The sequence below is a fragment of the Rhizobium vallis genome, from assembly GCF_003985155.1.
Taxonomy (GTDB): domain Bacteria; phylum Pseudomonadota; class Alphaproteobacteria; order Rhizobiales; family Rhizobiaceae; genus Rhizobium; species Rhizobium vallis.
On sequence record NZ_ML133690.1, the window covers coordinates 14,691 to 34,258 of the forward strand.

General features: G+C 61.0%; 18 protein-coding genes. 10 read left to right on the plus strand and 8 right to left on the minus strand.

The features are described from left to right. The first annotated feature begins 1 nt into the window (after position 1). Together EFQ99_RS15615 and EFQ99_RS15620 are read left to right on the plus strand one after the other, a co-directional pair. Positions 2-625: a DUF2799 domain-containing protein gene (locus EFQ99_RS15615; protein WP_126921917.1), complete on the plus strand. Its 624-nt coding sequence runs from the start codon at positions 2-4 to the stop codon at positions 623-625. 182 nt (positions 626-807) lie between these two features. Continuing rightward, positions 808-1,398: a DUF2799 domain-containing protein gene (locus EFQ99_RS15620; protein ID WP_164736381.1), complete on the plus strand. Its 591-nt coding sequence runs from the start codon at positions 808-810 to the stop codon at positions 1,396-1,398. A gap of 39 nt (positions 1,399-1,437) precedes the next feature. Here EFQ99_RS15620 and EFQ99_RS15625 read toward each other — a convergent pair whose 3' ends face one another. Beyond that, complete coding sequence (locus tag EFQ99_RS15625) at positions 1,438-2,697, minus strand: AGE family epimerase/isomerase (protein WP_126921919.1); 1,260 nt, start codon at positions 2,695-2,697, stop codon at positions 1,438-1,440. Positions 2,698-2,866: 169 nt separating this feature from the next. Here EFQ99_RS15625 and metH point away from each other — a divergent pair, with 169 nt between their 5' ends. The 3 genes from metH (at position 2,867) to EFQ99_RS15640 (ending at position 7,454) form a co-directional block, all read left to right on the plus strand. Further along, positions 2,867-6,640, plus strand: coding sequence for a methionine synthase (gene metH / locus EFQ99_RS15630; RefSeq protein WP_126921920.1), 3,774 nt, complete (start codon positions 2,867-2,869; stop codon positions 6,638-6,640). Positions 6,641-6,822: 182 nt separating this feature from the next. Beyond that, positions 6,823-7,056 (plus strand): type II toxin-antitoxin system Phd/YefM family antitoxin, encoded by a 234-nt coding sequence (locus EFQ99_RS15635; protein ID WP_126921921.1) that lies wholly within the window; start codon positions 6,823-6,825, stop codon positions 7,054-7,056. Beyond that, the gene (locus EFQ99_RS15640) at positions 7,053-7,454 is read left to right on the plus strand and encodes a type II toxin-antitoxin system VapC family toxin (protein WP_126921922.1); all 402 of its coding nucleotides are present in this window, start codon (positions 7,053-7,055) and stop codon (positions 7,452-7,454) included. The genes EFQ99_RS15635 and EFQ99_RS15640 overlap by 4 nt, the downstream gene beginning before the upstream one ends. 3 nt (positions 7,455-7,457) lie before the next feature. On the opposite strand, the gene EFQ99_RS15645 is transcribed toward EFQ99_RS15640, so the two are convergent. Beyond that, positions 7,458-8,222, minus strand: coding sequence for a GntR family transcriptional regulator (locus tag EFQ99_RS15645; RefSeq protein ID WP_126921923.1), 765 nt, complete (start codon positions 8,220-8,222; stop codon positions 7,458-7,460). Then, positions 8,219-9,103, minus strand: a complete 885-nt coding sequence (locus EFQ99_RS15650) for a glucosamine kinase nucleotide-binding domain-containing protein (protein WP_126921924.1) — start codon at positions 9,101-9,103, stop codon at positions 8,219-8,221. The genes EFQ99_RS15645 and EFQ99_RS15650 overlap by 4 nt, the downstream gene beginning before the upstream one ends. Positions 9,104-9,634: 531 nt before the next feature. On the opposite strand from EFQ99_RS15650, the gene EFQ99_RS15655 reads away from it, so the two are divergent. The 5 genes from EFQ99_RS15655 to EFQ99_RS15675 all read left to right on the plus strand — a co-directional run bounded on the left by EFQ99_RS15655 (position 9,635) and on the right by EFQ99_RS15675 (position 14,987). Then, positions 9,635-10,894, plus strand: a complete 1,260-nt coding sequence (locus EFQ99_RS15655) for an ABC transporter substrate-binding protein (protein WP_126921925.1) — start codon at positions 9,635-9,637, stop codon at positions 10,892-10,894. Positions 10,895-11,117: 223 nt separating this feature from the next. Continuing rightward, positions 11,118-12,065: a carbohydrate ABC transporter permease gene (locus EFQ99_RS15660; RefSeq protein WP_126921926.1), complete on the plus strand. Its 948-nt coding sequence runs from the start codon at positions 11,118-11,120 to the stop codon at positions 12,063-12,065. A 9-nt stretch (positions 12,066-12,074) separates the two neighbouring features. Next, a complete protein-coding gene (locus EFQ99_RS15665; RefSeq protein WP_126921927.1) occupies positions 12,075-12,914 on the plus strand; it encodes a carbohydrate ABC transporter permease in 840 nt (279 codons plus the stop codon). Next, complete coding sequence (locus EFQ99_RS15670) at positions 12,911-13,975, plus strand: Gfo/Idh/MocA family protein (RefSeq protein ID WP_126921928.1); 1,065 nt, start codon at positions 12,911-12,913, stop codon at positions 13,973-13,975. The genes EFQ99_RS15665 and EFQ99_RS15670 overlap by 4 nt, the downstream gene beginning before the upstream one ends. 10 nt (positions 13,976-13,985) lie before the next feature. Further along, on the plus strand, positions 13,986-14,987 hold the full coding sequence (locus EFQ99_RS15675) for an ABC transporter ATP-binding protein (protein WP_126921929.1): 1,002 nt from the start codon (positions 13,986-13,988) through the stop codon (positions 14,985-14,987). Positions 14,988-15,056: 69 nt separating this feature from the next. Here the strand turns inward: EFQ99_RS15675 and EFQ99_RS15680 are convergent, their stop codons facing one another. The 5 genes from EFQ99_RS15680 to EFQ99_RS15700 all read right to left on the minus strand — a co-directional run bounded on the left by EFQ99_RS15680 (position 15,057) and on the right by EFQ99_RS15700 (position 19,483). After that, the gene (locus tag EFQ99_RS15680) at positions 15,057-15,362 is read right to left on the minus strand and encodes an NIPSNAP family protein (RefSeq protein ID WP_126921930.1); all 306 of its coding nucleotides are present in this window, start codon (positions 15,360-15,362) and stop codon (positions 15,057-15,059) included. A 193-nt stretch (positions 15,363-15,555) separates the two neighbouring features. Further along, complete coding sequence (locus EFQ99_RS15685; protein WP_126921931.1) at positions 15,556-16,617, minus strand: ABC transporter ATP-binding protein; 1,062 nt, start codon at positions 16,615-16,617, stop codon at positions 15,556-15,558. A 12-nt stretch (positions 16,618-16,629) separates the two neighbouring features. Then, a complete protein-coding gene (locus EFQ99_RS15690) occupies positions 16,630-17,418 on the minus strand; it encodes an ABC transporter permease (RefSeq protein ID WP_126921932.1) in 789 nt (262 codons plus the stop codon). After that, positions 17,415-18,308 (minus strand): ABC transporter permease, encoded by an 894-nt coding sequence (locus EFQ99_RS15695; RefSeq protein ID WP_126921933.1) that lies wholly within the window; start codon positions 18,306-18,308, stop codon positions 17,415-17,417. Before EFQ99_RS15695 ends, EFQ99_RS15690 begins: the two co-directional genes overlap by 4 nt. A 71-nt stretch (positions 18,309-18,379) precedes the next feature. Continuing rightward, positions 18,380-19,483 carry an ABC transporter substrate-binding protein gene (locus tag EFQ99_RS15700; protein WP_126921934.1) on the minus strand — a complete coding sequence of 368 codons (1,104 nt, stop codon included), beginning with the start codon at positions 19,481-19,483 and terminating at the stop codon, positions 18,380-18,382. Between the last annotated feature and the right edge of the window lie 85 nt (positions 19,484-19,568).

Here is a 19,568-nt window from a genome sequence, read left to right on the forward strand (position 1 = left end):
CATGATCCGCCTGTTCCTCGCGCTTGCCGCCACCATCGGTTTCGGTCTTTTGCTGGCCTCCTGCAACACACTTACCAAGGAGGAATGCGTGGCCGCCGACTGGCGGGTGATCGGCGAAAGCGACGGCGCGGCGGGCTATGAGCCACAGCAGCGCTTCGCAGGCCATGCGAAATCCTGCGAGCGGGTCAAGATCGTGCCGGACCAGACGATCTGGTTCCAGGGATATCAAGCGGGCCTGGTGCGCTATTGCACGCCGCTCAGCGGGCTCGCGCGCGGCCAGGCGGGCAGCGGCTATGCCAATGTCTGCCCGCCGGAAACCGCATCGGGCTTCCTGCGCGGCTTCAATCTCGGCAGCAAGCAGCACGGACTGCAGGAGCGTCTCAACTCGATGCAGAACGACTACAGCTCCAAGGAAATCAGCATCGACGAGCTTTCCGACAAGCTGAAGGACGCTAGGGATGGCGACAGGTCCGAGCTGCGCCGCCGGATCGAGGAACTGGAAGACGACATGCACGACATTCGCCGCGACCAGCGCGACGTGCAGGACGAGCTCGACCGCGTCAACGAGGATGTCGAGTGGTTCCAGCGGAACCCGAATGTTGCCTTGCCCGCGCCGGGGTATTGAACCCGGGCTCGGAGCTTGTTGACGGTTTCGACGATGCCGTTCGTCGGGCTGTGCGATGCCGTAACCTGAGAGGCTGCTTTTTCGCGACAAAATAAATCGTCCAAATCGTCAGGCGTCCGTAGACGAACAGATGCGTAACTGATAGTTTGTTCTTGTTTTGTTCTAAATTCGGGTCCGTTATTTTGCGCGTATTCTTTGTTCTTGCCGCCGTCGGCATCGGTCTCTTCCTTGCCTCCTGCAACACACTCTCGAAAAAGGAATGCCTTGCTGGCGACTGGGATGGAATCGGTTTCACCGATGGATTCTATGGCCATTCGCCGGAAGCGCGGTTCGAACAGCATATCAAATCCTGTAAGAGGGTGAAGGTTGTGCCGGACCGCGCTGTCTGGAAAAAGGGCTATCAGGCTGGTCTTCTGCGTTATTGCACACCGGAGCAGGGCCTTTGGTGGGGACAACGAGGATATGCCTATGTTGGTGTTTGTCCGCCCGAGACAGAACCTGGGTTTCTACACGGTCACGACCTTGGTCGTCGTCAGTATTGGCTTGAAACGGATCTGAAGCGGGTGACAGATGAGGTCAAGTCCAAAGAGGAAGAGCTCGAGGATCTGTCCCGAAAACTCGATGAGGCGCCCGAGGCGGAGAAGTCCGATATACGCTCCGACATCCATAACCTGGAATGGGAGCTTGGCAGGGTTCGTGATAAGCAGCGCGATGTCGAGAGTGAACTCGACACCACTAAAGCGGCAGTGACCAGATTCCTGAGCCAGTTGTAAACGCAGCGATAACGATGCGAGGCTCGTGAGGCTTGAGCCTCAGAGCCTGCCGCCGGCCTCCAGGATGCCTTTCGTCAGGCTGCCAGTGGCCGGGAAAAGCGGGATCAGGCAGGCCTGCAGGGCGTGGTAGATATCGCCCTTGCCGGGGAAGAGCGAGTGCGAGGGGATGAGGTCTTCCGTCAGCTCCTCGTGCCAGCCGCCGTTCTCATGGTCGATGAAGGCGCGTTCGATCACGTTCCAGATCTTGCGGTAGCATTCCTCGTGATAGTCGCTCGGCAGGTGCTCGTTGAGGAAGTGGGCAGCGGCAGCACCTTCGCAGGCAGGCCACCAGAGCTTGTTGCGCTTGGCAGGCTTGTCGTCCCAGTCGAGCGTGTAGAAGAAGCCGCCCTTGTCGTTGTCCCAGCCGAGCGCCATGGATTGCTCGAAGAGGGCCTTGGCCGCATCCGGCATCCATTCGATGCGTTTGCCGCCGAGCGCCCAGAGCTGCAGGATGAGGCGGGCCCATTCCAGCCAGTGGCCGGGCGTCGTGCCGGCCGGGCGGAACATTTCGTTCGGATGATAGTAATCCTTATCGAGGTTCCATTCGGCATCGAAATGCTCGGCGACGCGCCAGTCGACCGAACCGGCCGAGCGGCGAATGACGAGATCGGCGATGCTTTCGGCCTTAACCAGGTATTGCCGGTCGCCGGTGGCTTCGAAGGCTGCCATCAGCGCCTCGGTCAGGTGCATGTTGGAATTCTGGCCGCGATAGCTGCCGCCATCGAGCGGCTGCCAGTCGGCGGTGAATTCCTCGGCGATCGCCCCGTTTTGCGGCTCCCAGAACTTCGTGTTCAGGACCTCGGTGATATCGGCGAGCATGCCATCAGCCAGCGGATGGCCGATCGTCTTGGCGGAGGAGGCGGCCAAGAGAACGAAGGCATGACCATAACCCTGCTTGTTGGAATCGACGGGACCGGCATTGTTGAGTGACCAGAAATAGCCGCCGTTTTTACGGTCGCGATGATGGTTCCAGAGATAGTCCATGCCGTGGTCGACGACATCGGAGGCGCCGGGACGGCCGAGCAGGGCGCCGATCGAGAAACAATGTACCGCGCGCGCCGCGATATGGATGCTGCGAACCTGGCCCTCGGCGTCGAGCGGCCTGCCGGTATCGTCGAGATCGTAGAAGCCGCCCTTCGGGTTGATCGACTTGTGCTGGAAGAAATCGAAGAGACCGTTTGCCTGGGCGAGCAGCCAGCCGCGATGATAGGCGCGGGTCGTCCAGTTTCCGAGTGCGGCGTTGCCGGTTGCGGGTGCCATGATACTCCTCCGATTTCGTGCGCACTATGTTGGAAATGCCTATATAGCGGTCGGGCGAGTCTGTCATCCGGCGAGACTTGTAAAGCACGAAATCGACGAGCATATATTGACATAAAGATATCTTTATGTGATTTGGATGTTTGGTCTTACGACGTCAAGGAGCCTTCCCGTGTTTGACAATCTCTTTGGTCCCGAAGGGGGCAAGCGTGACGGCAGTGAAGTTTTCGCAGCTTTGAAAAAAGCCGCGAGCGAGCGGATCCTTGTTCTCGACGGCGCCATGGGCACGCAGATCCAGGGATTGGGCTACGACGAGGACCAGTTCCGCGGAACGCGCTTCATCGGCTGCGCCTGCCACCAGAAGGGCAATAACGACCTTTTGATCCTGAGCCAGCCGGATGCGCTCGAAGAGATCCATTACAAATACGCCAAGGCCGGCGCCGATATTCTCGAGACCAACACCTTCTCCTCGACCCGCATCGCGCAGGCCGATTACCAGATGGAAGACGAGGTCTATGCGCTGAACAAGGAGGGTGCGGAGATCGTCCGCCGGGCGGCGATCCGCGCCGAGCGCGAGGACGGCCGCCGCCGCTTCGTCGCCGGCGCCATCGGACCGACCAACCGCACCGCCTCGATTTCGCCCGACGTCAACAATCCCGGTTTCCGCGCCGTCACCTTCGACGACCTGCGGGACGCATATGGCGAGCAGATCGACGGGCTGATCGACGGCGGCGCCGACATCATCTTGATCGAAACGATTTTCGACACGCTGAACGCCAAGGCTGCGATCTTCGCCTGCGAGGAGCGCTTCGCCGCCAAGGGCGTGCGTCTGCCCGTGATGATCTCGGGCACGATCACCGACCTTTCCGGCCGCACGCTCTCCGGCCAGACGCCATCCGCCTTCTGGAACTCGGTTCGCCATGCCAATCCGTTCACGATCGGCCTCAACTGCGCGCTCGGCGCCAACGCGATGCGCCCGCATCTGCAGGAACTGTCAGGTGTCGCCGACACCTTCATCTGCGCCTATCCGAATGCCGGCCTGCCGAACGAGTTCGGCCAGTATGACGAAACGCCGGAGCTGATGGCCGCGCAGATCGACAGCTTCGCCCGCGAGGGCCTCGTCAATATCGTCGGCGGCTGCTGCGGCTCGACGCCGGAGCATATAAGGGCGATCGCTGAGACTGTCGCCAAGTACAAGCCGCGGCCGATTCCAGAGCATCGCCCCTTCATGTCGCTGTCGGGTCTCGAACCCTTCGAGCTGACCAAGGACATTCCCTTCGTCAATGTCGGTGAGCGCACCAACGTCACCGGTTCGGCGAAGTTCCGCAAGCTGATCACCAATGCCGATTACACGGCGGCGCTCGATGTGGCGCGCGACCAGGTCGAAAACGGCGCGCAGGTGATCGACATCAACATGGACGAAGGCCTGATCGATTCCGAAAAGGCGATGGTCGAGTTCCTGAACCTTATCGCCGCCGAGCCTGACATTGCCCGCGTGCCTGTGATGATCGACTCGTCGAAATTCTCGATCATCGAATCCGGCCTGAAGCGCGTGCAGGGCAAGCCGATCGTCAACTCGATCTCGCTGAAGGAAGGCGAAGAGAATTTCCTCGCTCAGGCTCGGCTCTTGCACAATTACGGCGCTGCCGTCGTCGTCATGGCCTTCGACGAGACGGGGCAGGCGGACAGCTATGAGCGCAAGGTCGAAATCTGCACGCGCGCCTATAAACTGCTGACGGAAAAGATCGGGTTCCCGCCCGAGGATATCATCTTCGATCCCAACATCTTCGCGGTCGCCACCGGCATCGAAGAGCACAATAATTACGGCGTCGACTTCATCGAGGCGACGCGGACGATCCGTGAGCGCATGCCGCTCGTGCACATCTCCGGCGGCGTTTCGAACCTGTCCTTCTCGTTCCGCGGCAACGAGCCGGTGCGCGAGGCGATGCACGCCGTGTTCCTCTACCACGCCATCCAGGCGGGCATGGACATGGGCATCGTCAATGCCGGCCAGCTGGCGGTTTACGACAATATCGATCCCGAGCTGCGCGAGGCATGCGAGGATGTGGTGCTGAACCGTCGCCCCGACGGCACCGAGCGGCTGCTCGAAGTGGCCGAGCGTTTCCGTGGCGCCGGCGCCAGGGAAGGCCGCGTCCAGGATCTCTCCTGGCGCGAATGGAGCGTCGAGAAGCGTCTCGAACATGCGCTGGTCAACGGCATCACCGAATATATCGAGGCTGATACCGAGGAAGCCCGCCAGCAGGCCGCCCGGCCGCTGCACGTCATCGAAGGGCCGCTGATGGCTGGCATGAATGTCGTCGGCGACCTGTTCGGCTCCGGCAAGATGTTCCTGCCGCAGGTGGTCAAGTCGGCGCGTGTGATGAAGCAGGCGGTTGCCGTGCTGCTGCCTTACATGGAAGAGGAAAAGCGCCTCAACGGCGGCGAAGAACGCCGGTCGGCCGGCAAGATCCTGATGGCGACGGTCAAGGGTGACGTGCACGATATCGGCAAGAACATCGTCGGCGTTGTCCTCGCCTGCAACAATTACGAGATCGTCGACCTCGGCGTCATGGTGCCGGCGACGAAGATCCTCGACACGGCGATCGCCGAAAAAGTCGATATCATCGGCCTTTCCGGGCTGATCACCCCGTCGCTCGACGAGATGGTGCATGTCGCGGCCGAAATGGAACGGCAGGGTTTCGACATCCCGCTCTTGATCGGTGGTGCCACAACCAGCCGCGTGCACACGGCCGTGAAGATCCATCCCGGCTACAACAAGGGCCAGGCCGTCTATGTGACCGATGCGAGCCGCGCCGTCGGCGTCGTCTCGGCGCTGCTCTCGCCGGAAACGCGGCAGAGCTATGTCGATGATGTAAGAGCCGAATATGCCAAGGTCGCGGCCGCCCATGCCCGCAGCGAGGCCGAGAAGGTGCGCCTGCCGCTGGTCCGCGCCCGCGAGAATGCGCACAAGACCGATTGGTCTGCCTACCAGCCGACCAAGCCGCAATTCTTCGGCACGCGGGTGTTCGAGGATTACGATCTCGCGGAGCTTGCCAGATACATCGACTGGACGCCGTTCTTCCAGACCTGGGAATTGCGCGGCCGTTACCCCGCCATTCTCGAGGACGAGAAGCAGGGCGAGGCGGCGCGTGCGCTCTGGGCCGATGCGCAGGCCATGCTCAAGAAGATCATCGACGAGAAGTGGTTCCGCCCGCGCGCCGTCATCGGCTTCTGGCCGGCCGGCGCCGTCGGCGACGATATCCGCCTGTTCACGGACGAAAGCCGCAAACAGGAGCTTGCCACCTTCTATACGCTGCGCCAGCAGCTTTCGAAGAGGGACGGCCGGGCAAATGTCGCACTTTCGGACTTCGTTGCGCCTGTCACAAGCGGTGTGCAGGATTATGTCGGCGGCTTCGTGGTGACAGCAGGCATCGAGGAAATCGCCATCGCCGAGCGTTTCGAGCGGTCGAATGACGATTATTCCTCGATCCTCGTCAAGGCGCTGGCCGACCGTTTTGCCGAAGCTTTTGCCGAGCGCATGCATGAGCAGGTACGCCGCGACTATTGGGGCTATGCCAAGGACGAGACGCTCAGCAACGAGGAACTCATCACCGAAGCCTATGCCGGCATCCGCCCGGCGCCGGGGTACCCTGCCCAGCCGGACCACACCGAGAAGGCAACGCTCTTCAAGCTGCTCGACGCGGAAAAAGCCGCCGGCGTGAAGCTGACGGAGAGCTATGCGATGTGGCCTGGCTCGTCGGTCTCCGGCATCTACATCGGCCACCCCGACTCCTATTATTTCGGCGTCGCCAAGGTCGAGCGGGACCAGGTGGAGGACTATTCCAAGCGCAAGGGCATGGAGGTTTCCGAAGTCGAGCGCTGGCTGGGGCCGGTGCTGAACTACGTGCCGCGCAAGACGGACGAGGAGATCGAGGACGCCGCGTAGAGACCGCTCGCTGCCGTTCTTAATGCAATGAATCAAGAGATGATGAAGCCGGAAAGTGATTCACTTTCCGGCTTCATGCTTTTGATGCGGCTCGATAATTAGTCGCGTTCTGGCTGTTTGAATTCGATAGCGGAAATGACAATCGGATGGTATGGTTAGCCAAGTTAGCTAATGAGGCTGCAATGCAAGTGACCATCCATGCCGCAAAGACCAATTTGTCGAAACTGATCGACGCCGCCCTCTCCGGCGAGGAAGTGGTGATCGCCAAGGGGCGCAAACCTGTCGTGAAGATCATTCCGATTGTGCAGTCTTCCTTCAAAATCGGCCTGCTCAAGGGGCAACTCGCTGGAGATGGACCGGACTTTTTCGAGCCCATGGATGAGGGTGAAGTTGCGGGCTGGGAAGGGATCGAGTGAATTCGCTTCTGCTCGATACCCATGCCTGGGCATGGTCGCTGACAGGCGACAAACGGCTTTCGGCCAAGGCGATTGCTCTGATCGAAAAGGCGGAAACCGTTCTCGTCAGCCCGATATCCCTGTTTGAAATCGGGCAAAAGGTTCGTCTCGGCAAATGGCCGGAGATGGAGCCTTTCATCGGCCGGCTGCCGGACCTGCTGCAGGAGCAGGGTGCTACTGCAGCAGCATTGACACCGGAAGTCTGCCTGGCCGCAGCCATGATGGATTGGCCGCACCGTGATCCGTTCGACCGGTTTCTTGCTGCGACTGCGATGCAGAATGGGATACCGATCATTTCGGCGGACACGATTTTCGATGAACTCGCCGGAAATCAGCTTTGGATTGCCCGCTTCTGGTAGGGCTTACGTCACCCCGATCGTCAGTTCGGCCACGAAGTCATAGGCGTCCCCGCGATAGAGCGAGCGGGTGAATTCCACGGCGCGGCCGGAGCCGAGATAGGAGATGCGCTCGATCGACAGGCCGGCCGCACCCACGGAGACGCCGAGAAGCTGGGCGTCGGCTTCCTTCATATTGGTCGCCGAAATGCGCTGCACGGCGCGCACCGGGCGGACCTGGCGGCGTTCGAGCTCGGCATAGAGCGAATTGGTGACGGCGGAGGGGTCCGGCAGGAATTCGCCGGAGACGCTGGCATTTTCGATCGCCAGCGGCTGGTCGTCGGCGATGCGCAGGCGGGAGAGGCGGGAAACCTTCACGTCGGCGGCGAGGCCGAGGATCATCATCTCGTCGGGCGAGGGGGTGTGGACGCCCTTGTGTAGCCATTCGGAGCGGGAGGACATGCCGCGGCGCGCCATGTCCTCGGTGAAGGAGGTGAGCTGTGACAGGCGCTGCTCGACCTTCGATACCGGTTTGGCGACGAAGGTGCCCGAGCCATGGCGGCGCACCAGCAGGCCGTCGGCGACGAGTTCATCGATCGCCTTGCGCACGGTGACACGGCTGACGGCGGCAAATTCGGCGATGTCGCGCTCCGGCGGCAGCGCATCGCCGTGGCCGAGCGTGCCGGTGCGCACCGCTTCTTCGAGTGTGCGGCGCAGCTTGACGTAGAGCGGGCCGGTGCCGGCTGCCTGCAGGCGCTCCAGGGACAGGATGGTGGCAAGGTCGTCGCTCATGCCGCACCTCTCTGCTGATCGTTCAGGAGCTTGATCGCAAGTTCCACTGCGCCGTGCAAGGCATCGTTCTTCGGTTTGGCCAGCAGCGGCCCGTAGCGTTCGGAAAGCCACGGTTCATAGGCCTGCGCGAGGCCGCCGAGCAGGCAGATCGACGGGCATTCGGGCCAGAGGAGCGCTTCGAGGCTTTCGCCGATCGCCGCTGCGGCATCCGTGACGATGCCGACCGCGACGGCATCGCCCCTTGCCGCATGTTCGAAGACGGTGGGTGCGTAACGGGCGAAATCCGTCGGTCGTGCCGAATGCGCGAATTCGGCGATACGCTCGGGGTCGTTGCCGTATTCGGCCATGACAGCTTCGGTGATCGGCGATGTCGGGCGCACCCCGTCATGGGCGAGCAGCGACCGTTCCATGAGGTCGCGGCCAAGGCGGGCGCCGCTCGCCTGGTCGCCGACGACGAATCCCCAGCCGCCGATGCCATTCAGCCGGCCATCTCTACGGGCATTATAAACCGAGCCGGTGCCGAAGGCGCCGACGATGCCGTCGGCATCGCCGAGCGCGCCCTGCAGCGCGATCAACGCATCGGTGACGACGCGGCCTTCGGCAAAGGGCAGGGCTCGTTCTATCCGCTGGCCGTAATCCGTGACATTGGCGCCGGCGACGCCGACGACTGATACAACGGAGGAAACGGCCTCAGCGTCGAGCCCGGCATCGCGCAGCGCCTGGCGGGCGGATTCGACAATGTTGAGAAGAGAGTTTTCGAGATCCGACAGGATGTTGGCAGGGCCTGATTTGCCGCGGCCGATGATATTGCCGTTTCGGTCCGCCACCGCGGCCCGGCAGCTCGTTCCGCCGCCATCTATGCCGATTGCTAGCTCCGTCATCGGACCTCCGAATACGCCGTTCCCACATGTTTTTTTAATACAATACCAAAAAAATACCATTTACCAAGTGGGAATAACGGAGAAATTACATCTTTTTATCATATTGATTTTGTTGATTAAAATTTTTTAATGATTTTTTGGAGGCGAAAAAGTTAAATTCGGCTGGACAATTGGTATTTTTTTGGCCTTAATTCGGTCAAAGGGAACAGCGTTTCGAAGCCCACGAAAACCGGCAGCAAAGCCAAGCCGGAACCGCTTCGAGGATGATTGCAGGAACACCCGCCGGCCCGTGTGGCCAGGGGTTGAGTTCAGGCATCCATCGGCTTTCCCAGTCATTTCGCCACGCCCGGTGCAGGCCGCCGGGAAGGCGCGCAGTCCGGCCGCAGGCGATCCGTCTTTGCGTCCGTCGAGCTTTCGGGGCCGGCAGTCGCTGGCGGCCCTCAAGGGGCGTTGGGTGTTTCCTCAAACACACCAACCGCTTGTTTCAGATCGAAAACGGCGCCTTCCGGCGCCTGAAAACAGGAGAGGGAAATGAAAAACACTGCTCTGAAAAGCTTCCTGCTTGCCTCAAGCCTGCTGACATCGGCAGGTCTCGTCCATGCCGCCGACGTCACGCTGACTGTGGAAAGCTGGCGTAACGACGACCTGCAGATCTGGCAGGAAAAGATCATCCCGGCATTCGAAGCCAAGAACCCGGGCATCAAGATCGTCTTCTCGCCGACCGCGCCGACCGAATACAATGCTTCGCTGAACGCCAAGCTCGATGCCGGTTCCGCAGGCGACATCATTACCTGCCGTCCGTTCGACGCCTCGCTCGAACTCTTCAACAAGAAGCAGCTCGTCGACATCACCAGCCTGCCGGGCATGGAGAACTTTTCGCCGGTCGCCAAGGCCGCCTGGTCCACCGACGACGGCAAGTCGACCTTCTGCGTGCCGATGGCTTCGGTCATCCACGGCTTCATCTACAACAAGGATGCCTTCGACAAGCTCGGCATTTCCGTGCCGAAGACACAGGACGAGTTCTACGCCGCGCTCGACAAGATCAAGGCCGACGGCACCTATATTCCGCTCGCCATGGGCACGAAGGACCTCTGGGAAGCCGCAACCATGGGCTACCAGAACATCGGCCCGAACTACTGGAAGGGTGAGGAAGGCCGCGACGCCCTGATCGCAGGCAAGCAGAAGCTGACCGATGCCGACTGGGTCAAGCCCTATGAAGAGCTTGCCAAGTGGAAGCCCTATCTCGGCGACGGTTTCGAAGCCCAGACCTATTCGGACAGCCAGAACCTCTTCACCCTTGGCCGCGCCGCCATCTATCCGGCCGGCTCCTGGGAGATTGCGCTCTTCAACACGCAGGCGCAGTTCAAGATGGGCGCCTTCCCGCCGCCGGTTCCGAAGGCTGGCGATACGGGCTACATCTCCGACCATCCGGATATCGGCGTCGCGCTGAATGCCAAGAGCAAGCATGCCGAGGAAGCCAAGAAGTTCCTGAGCTGGGTCGCTTCGCCTGAGTTCGCCGACATCTACGCCAACTCCCTGCCGGGCTTCTTCAGCTTGAACTCCAACCCGGTCAAGATGTCCGATCCGCTTGCCCAGGAATTTGTCTCCTGGCGCGGCCCGTACAAGTCGACCGTGCGCTCGACCTACCAGATCCTGTCGCGCGGCACGCCGAACCTCGAAAACGAGACCTGGGTCGAATCGGCCAACGTGATCAACGGCACGGATACGCCGAAGGTCGCTGCCGAGAAGCTCCAGAAGGGCCTCGACAGCTGGTACAAGCCGGCCAAGTGATGTGATTGAGGGGCGGCGTCTGTCGCCCTTCATCCGGCCTGCCGGCCACCTTCTCCCCGCTCGCGGGGAGAAGGAGACTCGCAAGCGACCTTCCCAACCGACATGACATTCAGACGGGCATGTTCCCTCCTATCCGCCAGGCGGAGAGAGGGTTGGGGGAGGCGCAACGTTTTCCACCTGCGCTGCGCCTTGCAGCCAGTCGACAAGAACAGGCAAAATAGCCATGAGCGAAACCGACAACGCGGCTGATATCATCCCGATCAAGCGCCCGGTGCGCTGGCACATCTTCGTCTTCATGCTGCCGGCCGTGATCGTCTATTCCGCCGTCATGGTGCTGCCGCTCATCGAAACGCTCCGGCTGTCGCTCTACAACACGGTCGACGGACAGCCGGCCTTCGTCGGACTTGCGAATTTCCAAGTGCTGTTCGGCGATCCGCGCTGGGCGCATGATTTCTGGAACGCGCTCGTCAATAACCTGATCTTCTTTGCCATCCACATGTGCGTGCAGAACCCGATCGGCGTGGCACTTGCCGCCCTGCTTTCGGTGCCGAAGCTGCGGGGCGTGGCCTTCTACCGCACGGCGATGTTTCTGCCGACGCTGCTGTCCTTCGTCATCGTCGGCTTCATCTGGAAGCTGATCCTTTCGCCGATCTGGGGTGTCGCCCCCTGGATGCTCGATCTCATCGGCCTGAAATTCCTGTTCGCACCCTGGCTCGGCAAGCCTGGTTCGGCGCTGATCGCCGTGTCGCTGATCTCGAACTGGCAGTATATCGGCATTCCGATGATGCTGATCTATGCAGCGCTCCTCAGCATTCCCGAAGAGGTGATCGAGGCGGCCGAATGCGATGGCATCACCGGCTGGGCCCAGTTCTGGAAGATCAAGCTGCCGCTCATTCTGCCGGCGATCGGTATCATCTCGATCCTGACTTTCGTCGGCAATTTCAACGCCTTCGACCTGATCTATACCGTGCAGGGTGCGCTTGCCGGGCCCGACATGTCGACAGACATTCTCGGCACGCTGCTCTACCGCACCTTCTTCGGTTTCCAGCTGCAGCTCGGCGACCGCTCGATGGGCGCGACGATCGCCACCGTGATGTTCCTCATCATTCTCGCCGGCGTCTCGCTTTATCTCTTCGTCATCCAGCGGCGCATGCGTCGCTACCAATTCTGAGGAGCGCGCATGTCCAAGGCACGCACATCTCCCATCCGCACCGGCCTCGTGCACCTGGCGCTCGGCGCCTATACGCTGGTCGCGCTGTTTCCGGTGTTCCTGACCATCGTCAACTCGTTCAAGGATCGTGCCTCGATCTTCCGTGAGCCGCTGATGATCCCGACGCCGTCGACCTTCAGCCTCGTCGGCTATCAGACGGTGCTGGGGCAGGGCGATTTCGCCACCTATTTCCAGAACAGCTTTGTTGTGACGATCGTCGCGATCCTGCTGGTGCTGCTCTTCGGCGCGATGGCGGCCTTCGCGCTGTCGGAATATCGCTTCCGCGGCAATATGCTGCTCGGGCTCTACATGGCGATCGGCATCATGATCCCGATTCGCCTCGGCACGGTGGCGATCCTGCAGGGCATGGTGGCGGCCGGTCTCGTCAATACGCTAACGGCGCTGGTCCTCGTCTATACTGCGCAAGGCATACCGCTGGCGATCTTCATCCTGTCGGAATTCATGCGCACGGTTTCGGACGACCTCAAGAATGCCGGACGCATCGACGGGCTTTCCGAATATGCGATCTTCTTCCGCCTGGTGCTGCCGCTGGTGCGCCCGGCCATGGCAACGGTCGCGGTGTTCACGATGATCCCGATCTGGAATGACCTCTGGTTCCCGTTGATCCTTGCACCTTCGGAAGCCACCAAGACGGTCACGCTCGGCTCGCAGATCTTCATCGGTCAGTTCGTCACCAACTGGAATGCGGTGCTGGCGGCGCTGTCGCTGGCGATCCTGCCGATCCTCATCCTCTACGTCATCTTCTCGCGGCAGCTGATCCGCGGCATCACGTCGGGAGCCGTCAAGTGAACCAGGAGAAACCGATCCGTGTCCTCGTTGCCGGTCTCGGCAATATGGGACGTAGCCATGCGCTCGCCTATCACAACAATCCAGGCTTCGAGATCGTCGGTCTCGTCAACCGCTCGACGCCGGCGCAGCTTGCGCCGGAACTCGAGCAGTACACGATCCATCCTGATTTCATGACGGCGCTTGCCGAATTGAAGCCGGACCTCTGCTCGATCAACACCTATTCAGACAGCCATGCGGACTATGCAGTGGCCGCCTTCGAGGCCGGCTGCGACGTCTTCGTGGAAAAGCCGCTGGCGACCACGGTTGCCGATGCCGAGCGGGTCGTAGCGGCAGCGAAGAAGGCCGGAAAGAAGCTGGCGATCGGCTATATCCTTCGCCATCACCCGTCCTGGATGAAGCTGATCGAGGAGGCGCGCAAACTTGGGCCGCCTTACGTCTTCCGCATGAACCTCAACCAGCAGTCCAGCGGCCCGACCTGGGCGACGCACAAGTCGCTGATGCGCACGACCTCGCCGATCGTCGATTGCGGCGTGCATTATGTCGACGTCATGTGCCAGATCACCGATGCGAGGGCCGTCGAGGTGCGCGGCATGGGGCTGCGGCTGTCCGACGAGATCGCTGCCGACATGTATAATTACGGTCACCTGCAGGTGCTTTTCGAGGATGGCTCGGTCGGCTGGTACGAGGCCGGCTGGGGACCGATGATTTCGGAAACCGCCTTCTTCGTGAAGGATGTGATGTCGCCGAAGGGCGCGGTGTCGATCGTCATGGATCCGAACGCCAAGTCGGACGATATCGACACGCACACCAAGACGTCGGTGATCCGTCTGCACACGGCCGAGACCGGCCCGGACGGCAAATTCATTCGGCCTGACAAGGACATGAGGATGACGGGCGAGCCCGGCCATCAAGAACTCTGCGACCTGGAACAGGCCTTCATGCTGAGGGCGATCCGCGAGGATCTGAACCTCGATCGCCATATGGCGGATGCGGTGGCGTCGCTGCGCATCTGCCTTGCCGCCGACGAGAGCGTGCGCACCGGGCAGCCGGTCAGATTATAAGGAATAACCAGTGGGATCGCTTCAACTCAAATCCATCCGCAAGACCTATGGCACGCATGAGGTGCTGAAAGGCATCGACCTCGAAGTCAAGGACGGCGAATTCGTCATCTTCGTCGGGCCGTCGGGCTGCGGGAAATCGACATTGCTGCGCAGTATCGCGGGCCTTGAGGATGTCACCTCCGGCGCCGTCGTCATCAATGGGCGCGACGAGACGCTGACGCCGCCGGCCAAACGCGGCATCGCCATGGTGTTCCAGTCCTATGCGCTCTATCCGCACCTGACGGTGAAGGACAATATGGGGCTTGGCCTCAAGCAGGCCGGTACGCCAAAGGACGAGATCGACAAACGCGTCAGCAAGGCGTCCGGCATGCTCTCGCTGGCACCCTATCTGGCGCGGCGGCCGGCCGAGCTTTCCGGCGGCCAGCGCCAGCGCGTCGCGATCGGCCGCGCCATCGTGCGCGAACCGGAACTTTTCCTGTTCGACGAGCCGCTGTCGAACCTCGATGCGGCGCTGCGCGTCCAGACCCGGCTCGAAATCGCCCGGCTGCATCGCAGTCTGAAGGCGACGATGATCTACGTTACCCACGACCAGGTCGAGGCGATGACGCTTGCCGACAAGATCGTCGTGCTGAATGCAGGCACGATCGAACAGATCGGCTCGCCGATGGAACTCTACAGCCGCCCGGCCAATGTTTTCGTTGCCGGCTTCATCGGCTCGCCGCAGATGAATTTCATCCCCGGCGAGAAGGTCGGTGATCACAGCGCCAAGACGATCGGTGTGCGCCCCGAACACATGACGCTGTCGCGCGAGCAGGGGACCTGGGCTGCGAAGGTCGTGCATGTCGAGCATCTTGGCGCCGACACGATCATCTATCTGGAATCCGACCAATACGGCCTGCTGACGGCGCGCCTGTTCGGCGAGCACCAATACGAACCCGACGAAATCGTCTATGCGACGCCGGACCAGGCGCGCGTGCATCGCTTCGATGCCGACGACCGGGCGATCCGCTGAGCGGATGACAGAACGAAAAGCCCCGCCAGCGTGCGGGGCTTTTTGCTTCCAGCCGGCGCGCGGGCTCGATCAGCCGAGGACGGGCCGCATGAAATTGCGTTCATAGCTGACGATACTGCGGTTGCGCTTGTCGAGTTCGAAAGCTGCCAGACATTCCGGATCGCTTGCCATGCGCGTGCGATAGTCCTCGTAGGCGGCAAGGCTCGGGAAGGAAAACAATGCCACGGCAATATTGTTGGCGCCTTCGGATGGCAGGAAATAGCCGTGATGCGTGCCGCCCATCCTGTTGACGATCGGAATCCAGAGCCGGGCATATTCTTCGAATTCGGCAAGCTTGTATGGATCGATCACATAGCGTAGGTGGCAGGTAATCATTGAAATATCCCTTCGCGTAAAATGCCGGACCGCGGATGCCCGGGTCATTTGGTTTGTTCAACTTCTGGCACGCAGATGGGAGAGTTCAAGCGCTTTGTCGTGATGGCTGCATCACCTTTTCTGACAGTTCGACGGCCTGAAATGAAAAAGGCGCCGCGTCGGCGGCGCCTTTCGGACGAGTTGCGTTGCCGGATCAGTCGCGGATGATCAGCAGATCGGCTGCCATGAAGCGCAGCGTCACTGTTTCGCCGGCCTGCGGCGGCGTGGTGCCGGGGCTGTTGAACATGTCGAAGGAGATGACGTTGCCGCCGACATTCATGCGGGTGCGGATGACCGAGCCCAGGAAGTGAGCCGAGACGACCTGACCGGTCAGCGCGGTATCGCTTCGGGCGCTGTCGGAGAGCGAGCCTGCTTCCGGGCGCAGCGCCAGCGAGACGGTTTCGCCGGCCTTGTGGGCGGCGACCGACTGTTTCAGCGTGATTTTCTGATCGCCGATCTGGATGAGGTTGGTGTCGGGGTCGACGACCTTGGCCTCGATGAGGTTGAGCGTGCCGACGAAGGAGGCGACGAAGCGCGTTGCCGGCGTGTTGTAGATCTCGAAGGGCGAACCGATCTGGTCGGCCTTGCCGGCATTCATGACGACGATGCGGTCGGAGATCGACAGCGCCTCTTCCTGGTCGTGGGTGACGAAAACCGTGGTGATGCCGAGCTGCTGCTGGATCTGCCGGATTTCCTCGCGCAGCGATACGCGGATCTTGGCGTCGAGTGCGGAGAGCGGCTCATCGAGCAGGAGAACCTGCGGCTTGACGGCAAGCGCGCGGGCTAGCGCCACACGCTGCTGCTGGCCGCCCGACATCTGGTAGGGGAAGCGGTCGGCCAGGTGATCGAGCTTGATCAGGCCGAGCATTTCCTTGACGCGGGAATTGATGTCGGGCTTCGGCGCGCCGGCGACCTTGAGGCCGAAGGCGACGTTGTCGTGCACCGTCATATTGGGGAACAGAGCATAGGCCTGGAAGACCATGCCGATATTGCGCTGGTTCGGTTTCAGCGAGCTCTGGTCCTTGCCGTTGATGGTCAGCGTGCCGCCGGTCGGCGTTTCGAAGCCGGCGATCATGCGCAGAACGGTCGTCTTGCCGCAGCCAGACGGTCCGAGGAACGAGACGAACTCGCCCTTCTCGATGTTCATGTTGAAGTTCTTGACGACCTGAACCGGGCCGAAGGATTTCTGAATGTTGGTCAGCGTGAGAAAAGACATGAGCCAGATACCTTAAGCCTTTGCCGGGCGGGCTTTGCCGAAGCGGGAGACGATGTTGAGCAGGCCCATGCTGAGCCAGGTGATCGAGAAGGCGATGACGGCGAGCGCCGAAGGCTCATAGGCCTTGTTGGCGCCGACGAGCTGCAGGTACGGGCCGAAGGCCGGGCGATTGAGCAGCGCGGCGAAGGTGAATTCGCCCATGACGATCGCGAGCGTGATGAAGGCGCCGGAGAGCACGCCGCTCATGACATTGGGAAAAATGCACTTGAACAGGATGGTCGTCCAGCGGGCGCCGAGGCTTTCGGCCGCCTCCGTCAGCGTGCGTACGTCGATGGCGCGCATGGCGGTATCGACGGCGCGGTACATATAGGGCAGCGACAGCGTGATATAGGAGAAGACCAGCAGGATATTGGTGCCCATGGTCGAACCCGTCATCGGCAGATAGGACGACGAGTTGTACATCCTGAGGTAACCGAAGACGATGACGATCGCCGGAATGACGAGCGGCAGCAACGTAATGAATTCGACGACGGGGCGCATCTGCGGCAGGCGCAGCCGCACCCAATAGGCCGTCGGCACGACGAGCAGCATGCCGAAGATGATGGTCAGCAGCGCCATCAGCATGGAATAGCCGAAGGTCTCGCGGAACTGAATGTCTGAGAAGACCGATTCATAGGCATCGAAGCTGTATTCTCCGCGGCGCATGCGCAGCGAAAACTCGATCGTGCCGATCAACGGAATGACGAAATACGAAGCGCCCAGAATGACGGCGATCCAGGCTCCGAGACGTTGAGCTTTCATTTCTGCCACCGTTCGGCGCGCATGCGCAGCATGAGGTAAAGGACGTTGGAGACGCCGGTGATGACGATCATGCCGAGCGCGATGGCGTAGCCGAGGTTGGCATTGTGCAGGACGTCGCCGCGGATCTGCGCATAGAGCAGGATCGGCACGATATTCAGCGAGCTGCCGGTCAGCGCAAAGGCGGTGGCGATGGCGCCGAAGGCATTGGCGAAGAGCAGCAGCGTCGTGCCGAGCAGGCTCGGCCAGAGGATCGGCATTGCGACCATCGTCCAGTATTGGCGGTTGGTGGCGCCTAATATCTGCGAGGCTTCGCGCCATTCCTTCTTCATGCCATCAAGCGCCGGCGTCAGGATCAGGACCATCAGCGGGATCTGGAAATACATGTAGGTGATGGTGAGGCCGAAGAAGGACAGCAGATTGAAACCGGTGCCGTAGAGATTGAAGCCGAACCATTCGCGCAGGAGGAACGTCACGAGGCCGGTGCGGCCGAGCGTTGCCAGAAACGCGAAGGCAAGCGGCACGCCGGCGAAATTCGAGGCGACGCCGGAGAAGGTCAGCAGCGTCGAGCGCACGGAGGCGGGCAGGCCACCGAGCACGACGGCCCAGGCGAGAAAGAAGCCAATCAGCGCGCCGCCGAGGGCGGAGGCGACCGAGACGCGGATACTGATCCAGTAAGCGCTTATGATCGATGGGGTAAAGAGATCGCCGATATTCTTCAGCGTGAGGTCGCCCTCGGGCGTCAGGAATGCGCCCGCCACAAGATAAAGCGTGGGGATGATCAGGAACAGCAGGGAGAAAATGATGAAGGGTGCAATGCCCAGCCAGTCGATCACGCGGTCTTTGTTGATCAAGGGGGCGCTGCTTACCATAGGTGTTGAAACGGTACTCATGGAAAGCTCATCCTGGGGCGTCGGAGTGAGAAAACCTCCCCGCCTTTCGGGCGGGGAGGCTGGATCGGAGATTACTTGACGGCGGCGCCGACGACGGAATCCCAGTTCTTGGTGATGGCTTCCTTGCCGGCAGCCTGTTCTTCGAGCGTCGGGAAGACAGCCTTTTCATAGGCTGCTGCCGGCGGCAGCTTGTCGAGCAGGTCCTTCGGGATCTTGTTCTTCTTGGCAAGATCGTTGAAGCGGATCGGGTGGCAATAGCCCTTCAGCCAGCCGAGCTGACCTTCGTCGGAATAGAGATATTCCATCCAAAGCTTGGCAGCGTTCGGATGCGGAGCGAAGGCGGAGATCGCCTGGACGTAGACGCCGGCAACGACGCCGGTCTTCGGAACGATGACCTCAAACGGAGGGTTGCCCTTCAGGCTTTGACCCCAGGAGAGAGCATTGTAGTCCCAGGCGACGATGATCGGCGTGGAGCCCTGTGCGAACGGAGCAGCCTTGCCGACGACCGGCACGAAGTTGCCGGCCTTGTTCAGTTCGGCGAAGAACTTCAGGCCTTCAGCGCCTGCCTTCGCTGCATCACCGCCGGATGCGGAAAGACCAGAGGCATAAACGCCCTGGACCGCCTGGTTGGCGGTGCGCGGATCGCCTGCGAGCGCGACGCTGTTTGCGTAGTCGCTCTTCTTCAGGTCGGACCAGTCGGCCGGCGATGTCTTGACGAGATCCTTGTTCACGAGGAACGAGAGAACGCCGTAATAGTCACCATACCAGAAGCCATCGGCATCCTTTGCGGTGTCCGGGATCGAATCCCAGGTGGAGACCTTGTACGGCTGGATCAGGCCGTCTTTCTTTGCAGACGGGCCGAAGGAGAGGCCAACGTCGATGACGTCAGGAGCCTGCGGGCCGGTGTTGCCCTTGTTGGCCTTGATGGCTTCGACTTCGTCGCCCGAACCCGCATCCGGGTTCAGTTCGTTGACTTCGAGGCCATACTTGGCCTTGAAGCCGGCAATGACGTCGCCATAGCCGCACCAGTCGTGCGGGAGAGCGATGGTCGTGAGGGTGCCTTCCTTCTTGGCGGCAGCGATAAGTTCAGCGCTCGGCTCAGCAGCGGCAATCGCGGTCGAAGCCACGATCATCGCAGTAGAAAGTGAAAGCAGTCGAGAAAGGTTAGAGATCACTGTTGTTCTCCTTCGGGTTTCAGTGTCTGGCGATGCTGTTAATGAGCTTGCATGAAGCTTGTGTGACAGTTGGATGACGTTAATT

Coding starts and splice junctions, on each gene's coding strand:
- EFQ99_RS15615 (WP_126921917.1), top strand. CDS start 2: ATGATCCGCCTGTTCCTCGCGCTTGCCGCCACCATCGGTTTCGGTCTT.
- EFQ99_RS15625 (WP_126921919.1), bottom strand. CDS start 2,697: ATGGCACCCGCAACCGGCAACGCCGCACTCGGAAACTGGACGACCCGC.
- EFQ99_RS15635 (WP_126921921.1), top strand. CDS start 6,823: ATGCAAGTGACCATCCATGCCGCAAAGACCAATTTGTCGAAACTGATC.
- EFQ99_RS15645 (WP_126921923.1), bottom strand. CDS start 8,222: ATGAGCGACGACCTTGCCACCATCCTGTCCCTGGAGCGCCTGCAGGCA.
- EFQ99_RS15650 (WP_126921924.1), bottom strand. CDS start 9,103: ATGACGGAGCTAGCAATCGGCATAGATGGCGGCGGAACGAGCTGCCGG.
- EFQ99_RS15655 (WP_126921925.1), top strand. CDS start 9,635: ATGAAAAACACTGCTCTGAAAAGCTTCCTGCTTGCCTCAAGCCTGCTG.
- EFQ99_RS15660 (WP_126921926.1), top strand. CDS start 11,118: ATGAGCGAAACCGACAACGCGGCTGATATCATCCCGATCAAGCGCCCG.
- EFQ99_RS15665 (WP_126921927.1), top strand. CDS start 12,075: ATGTCCAAGGCACGCACATCTCCCATCCGCACCGGCCTCGTGCACCTG.
- EFQ99_RS15680 (WP_126921930.1), bottom strand. CDS start 15,362: ATGATTACCTGCCACCTACGCTATGTGATCGATCCATACAAGCTTGCC.
- EFQ99_RS15685 (WP_126921931.1), bottom strand. CDS start 16,617: ATGTCTTTTCTCACGCTGACCAACATTCAGAAATCCTTCGGCCCGGTT.
- EFQ99_RS15690 (WP_126921932.1), bottom strand. CDS start 17,418: ATGAAAGCTCAACGTCTCGGAGCCTGGATCGCCGTCATTCTGGGCGCT.
- EFQ99_RS15695 (WP_126921933.1), bottom strand. CDS start 18,308: ATGAGTACCGTTTCAACACCTATGGTAAGCAGCGCCCCCTTGATCAAC.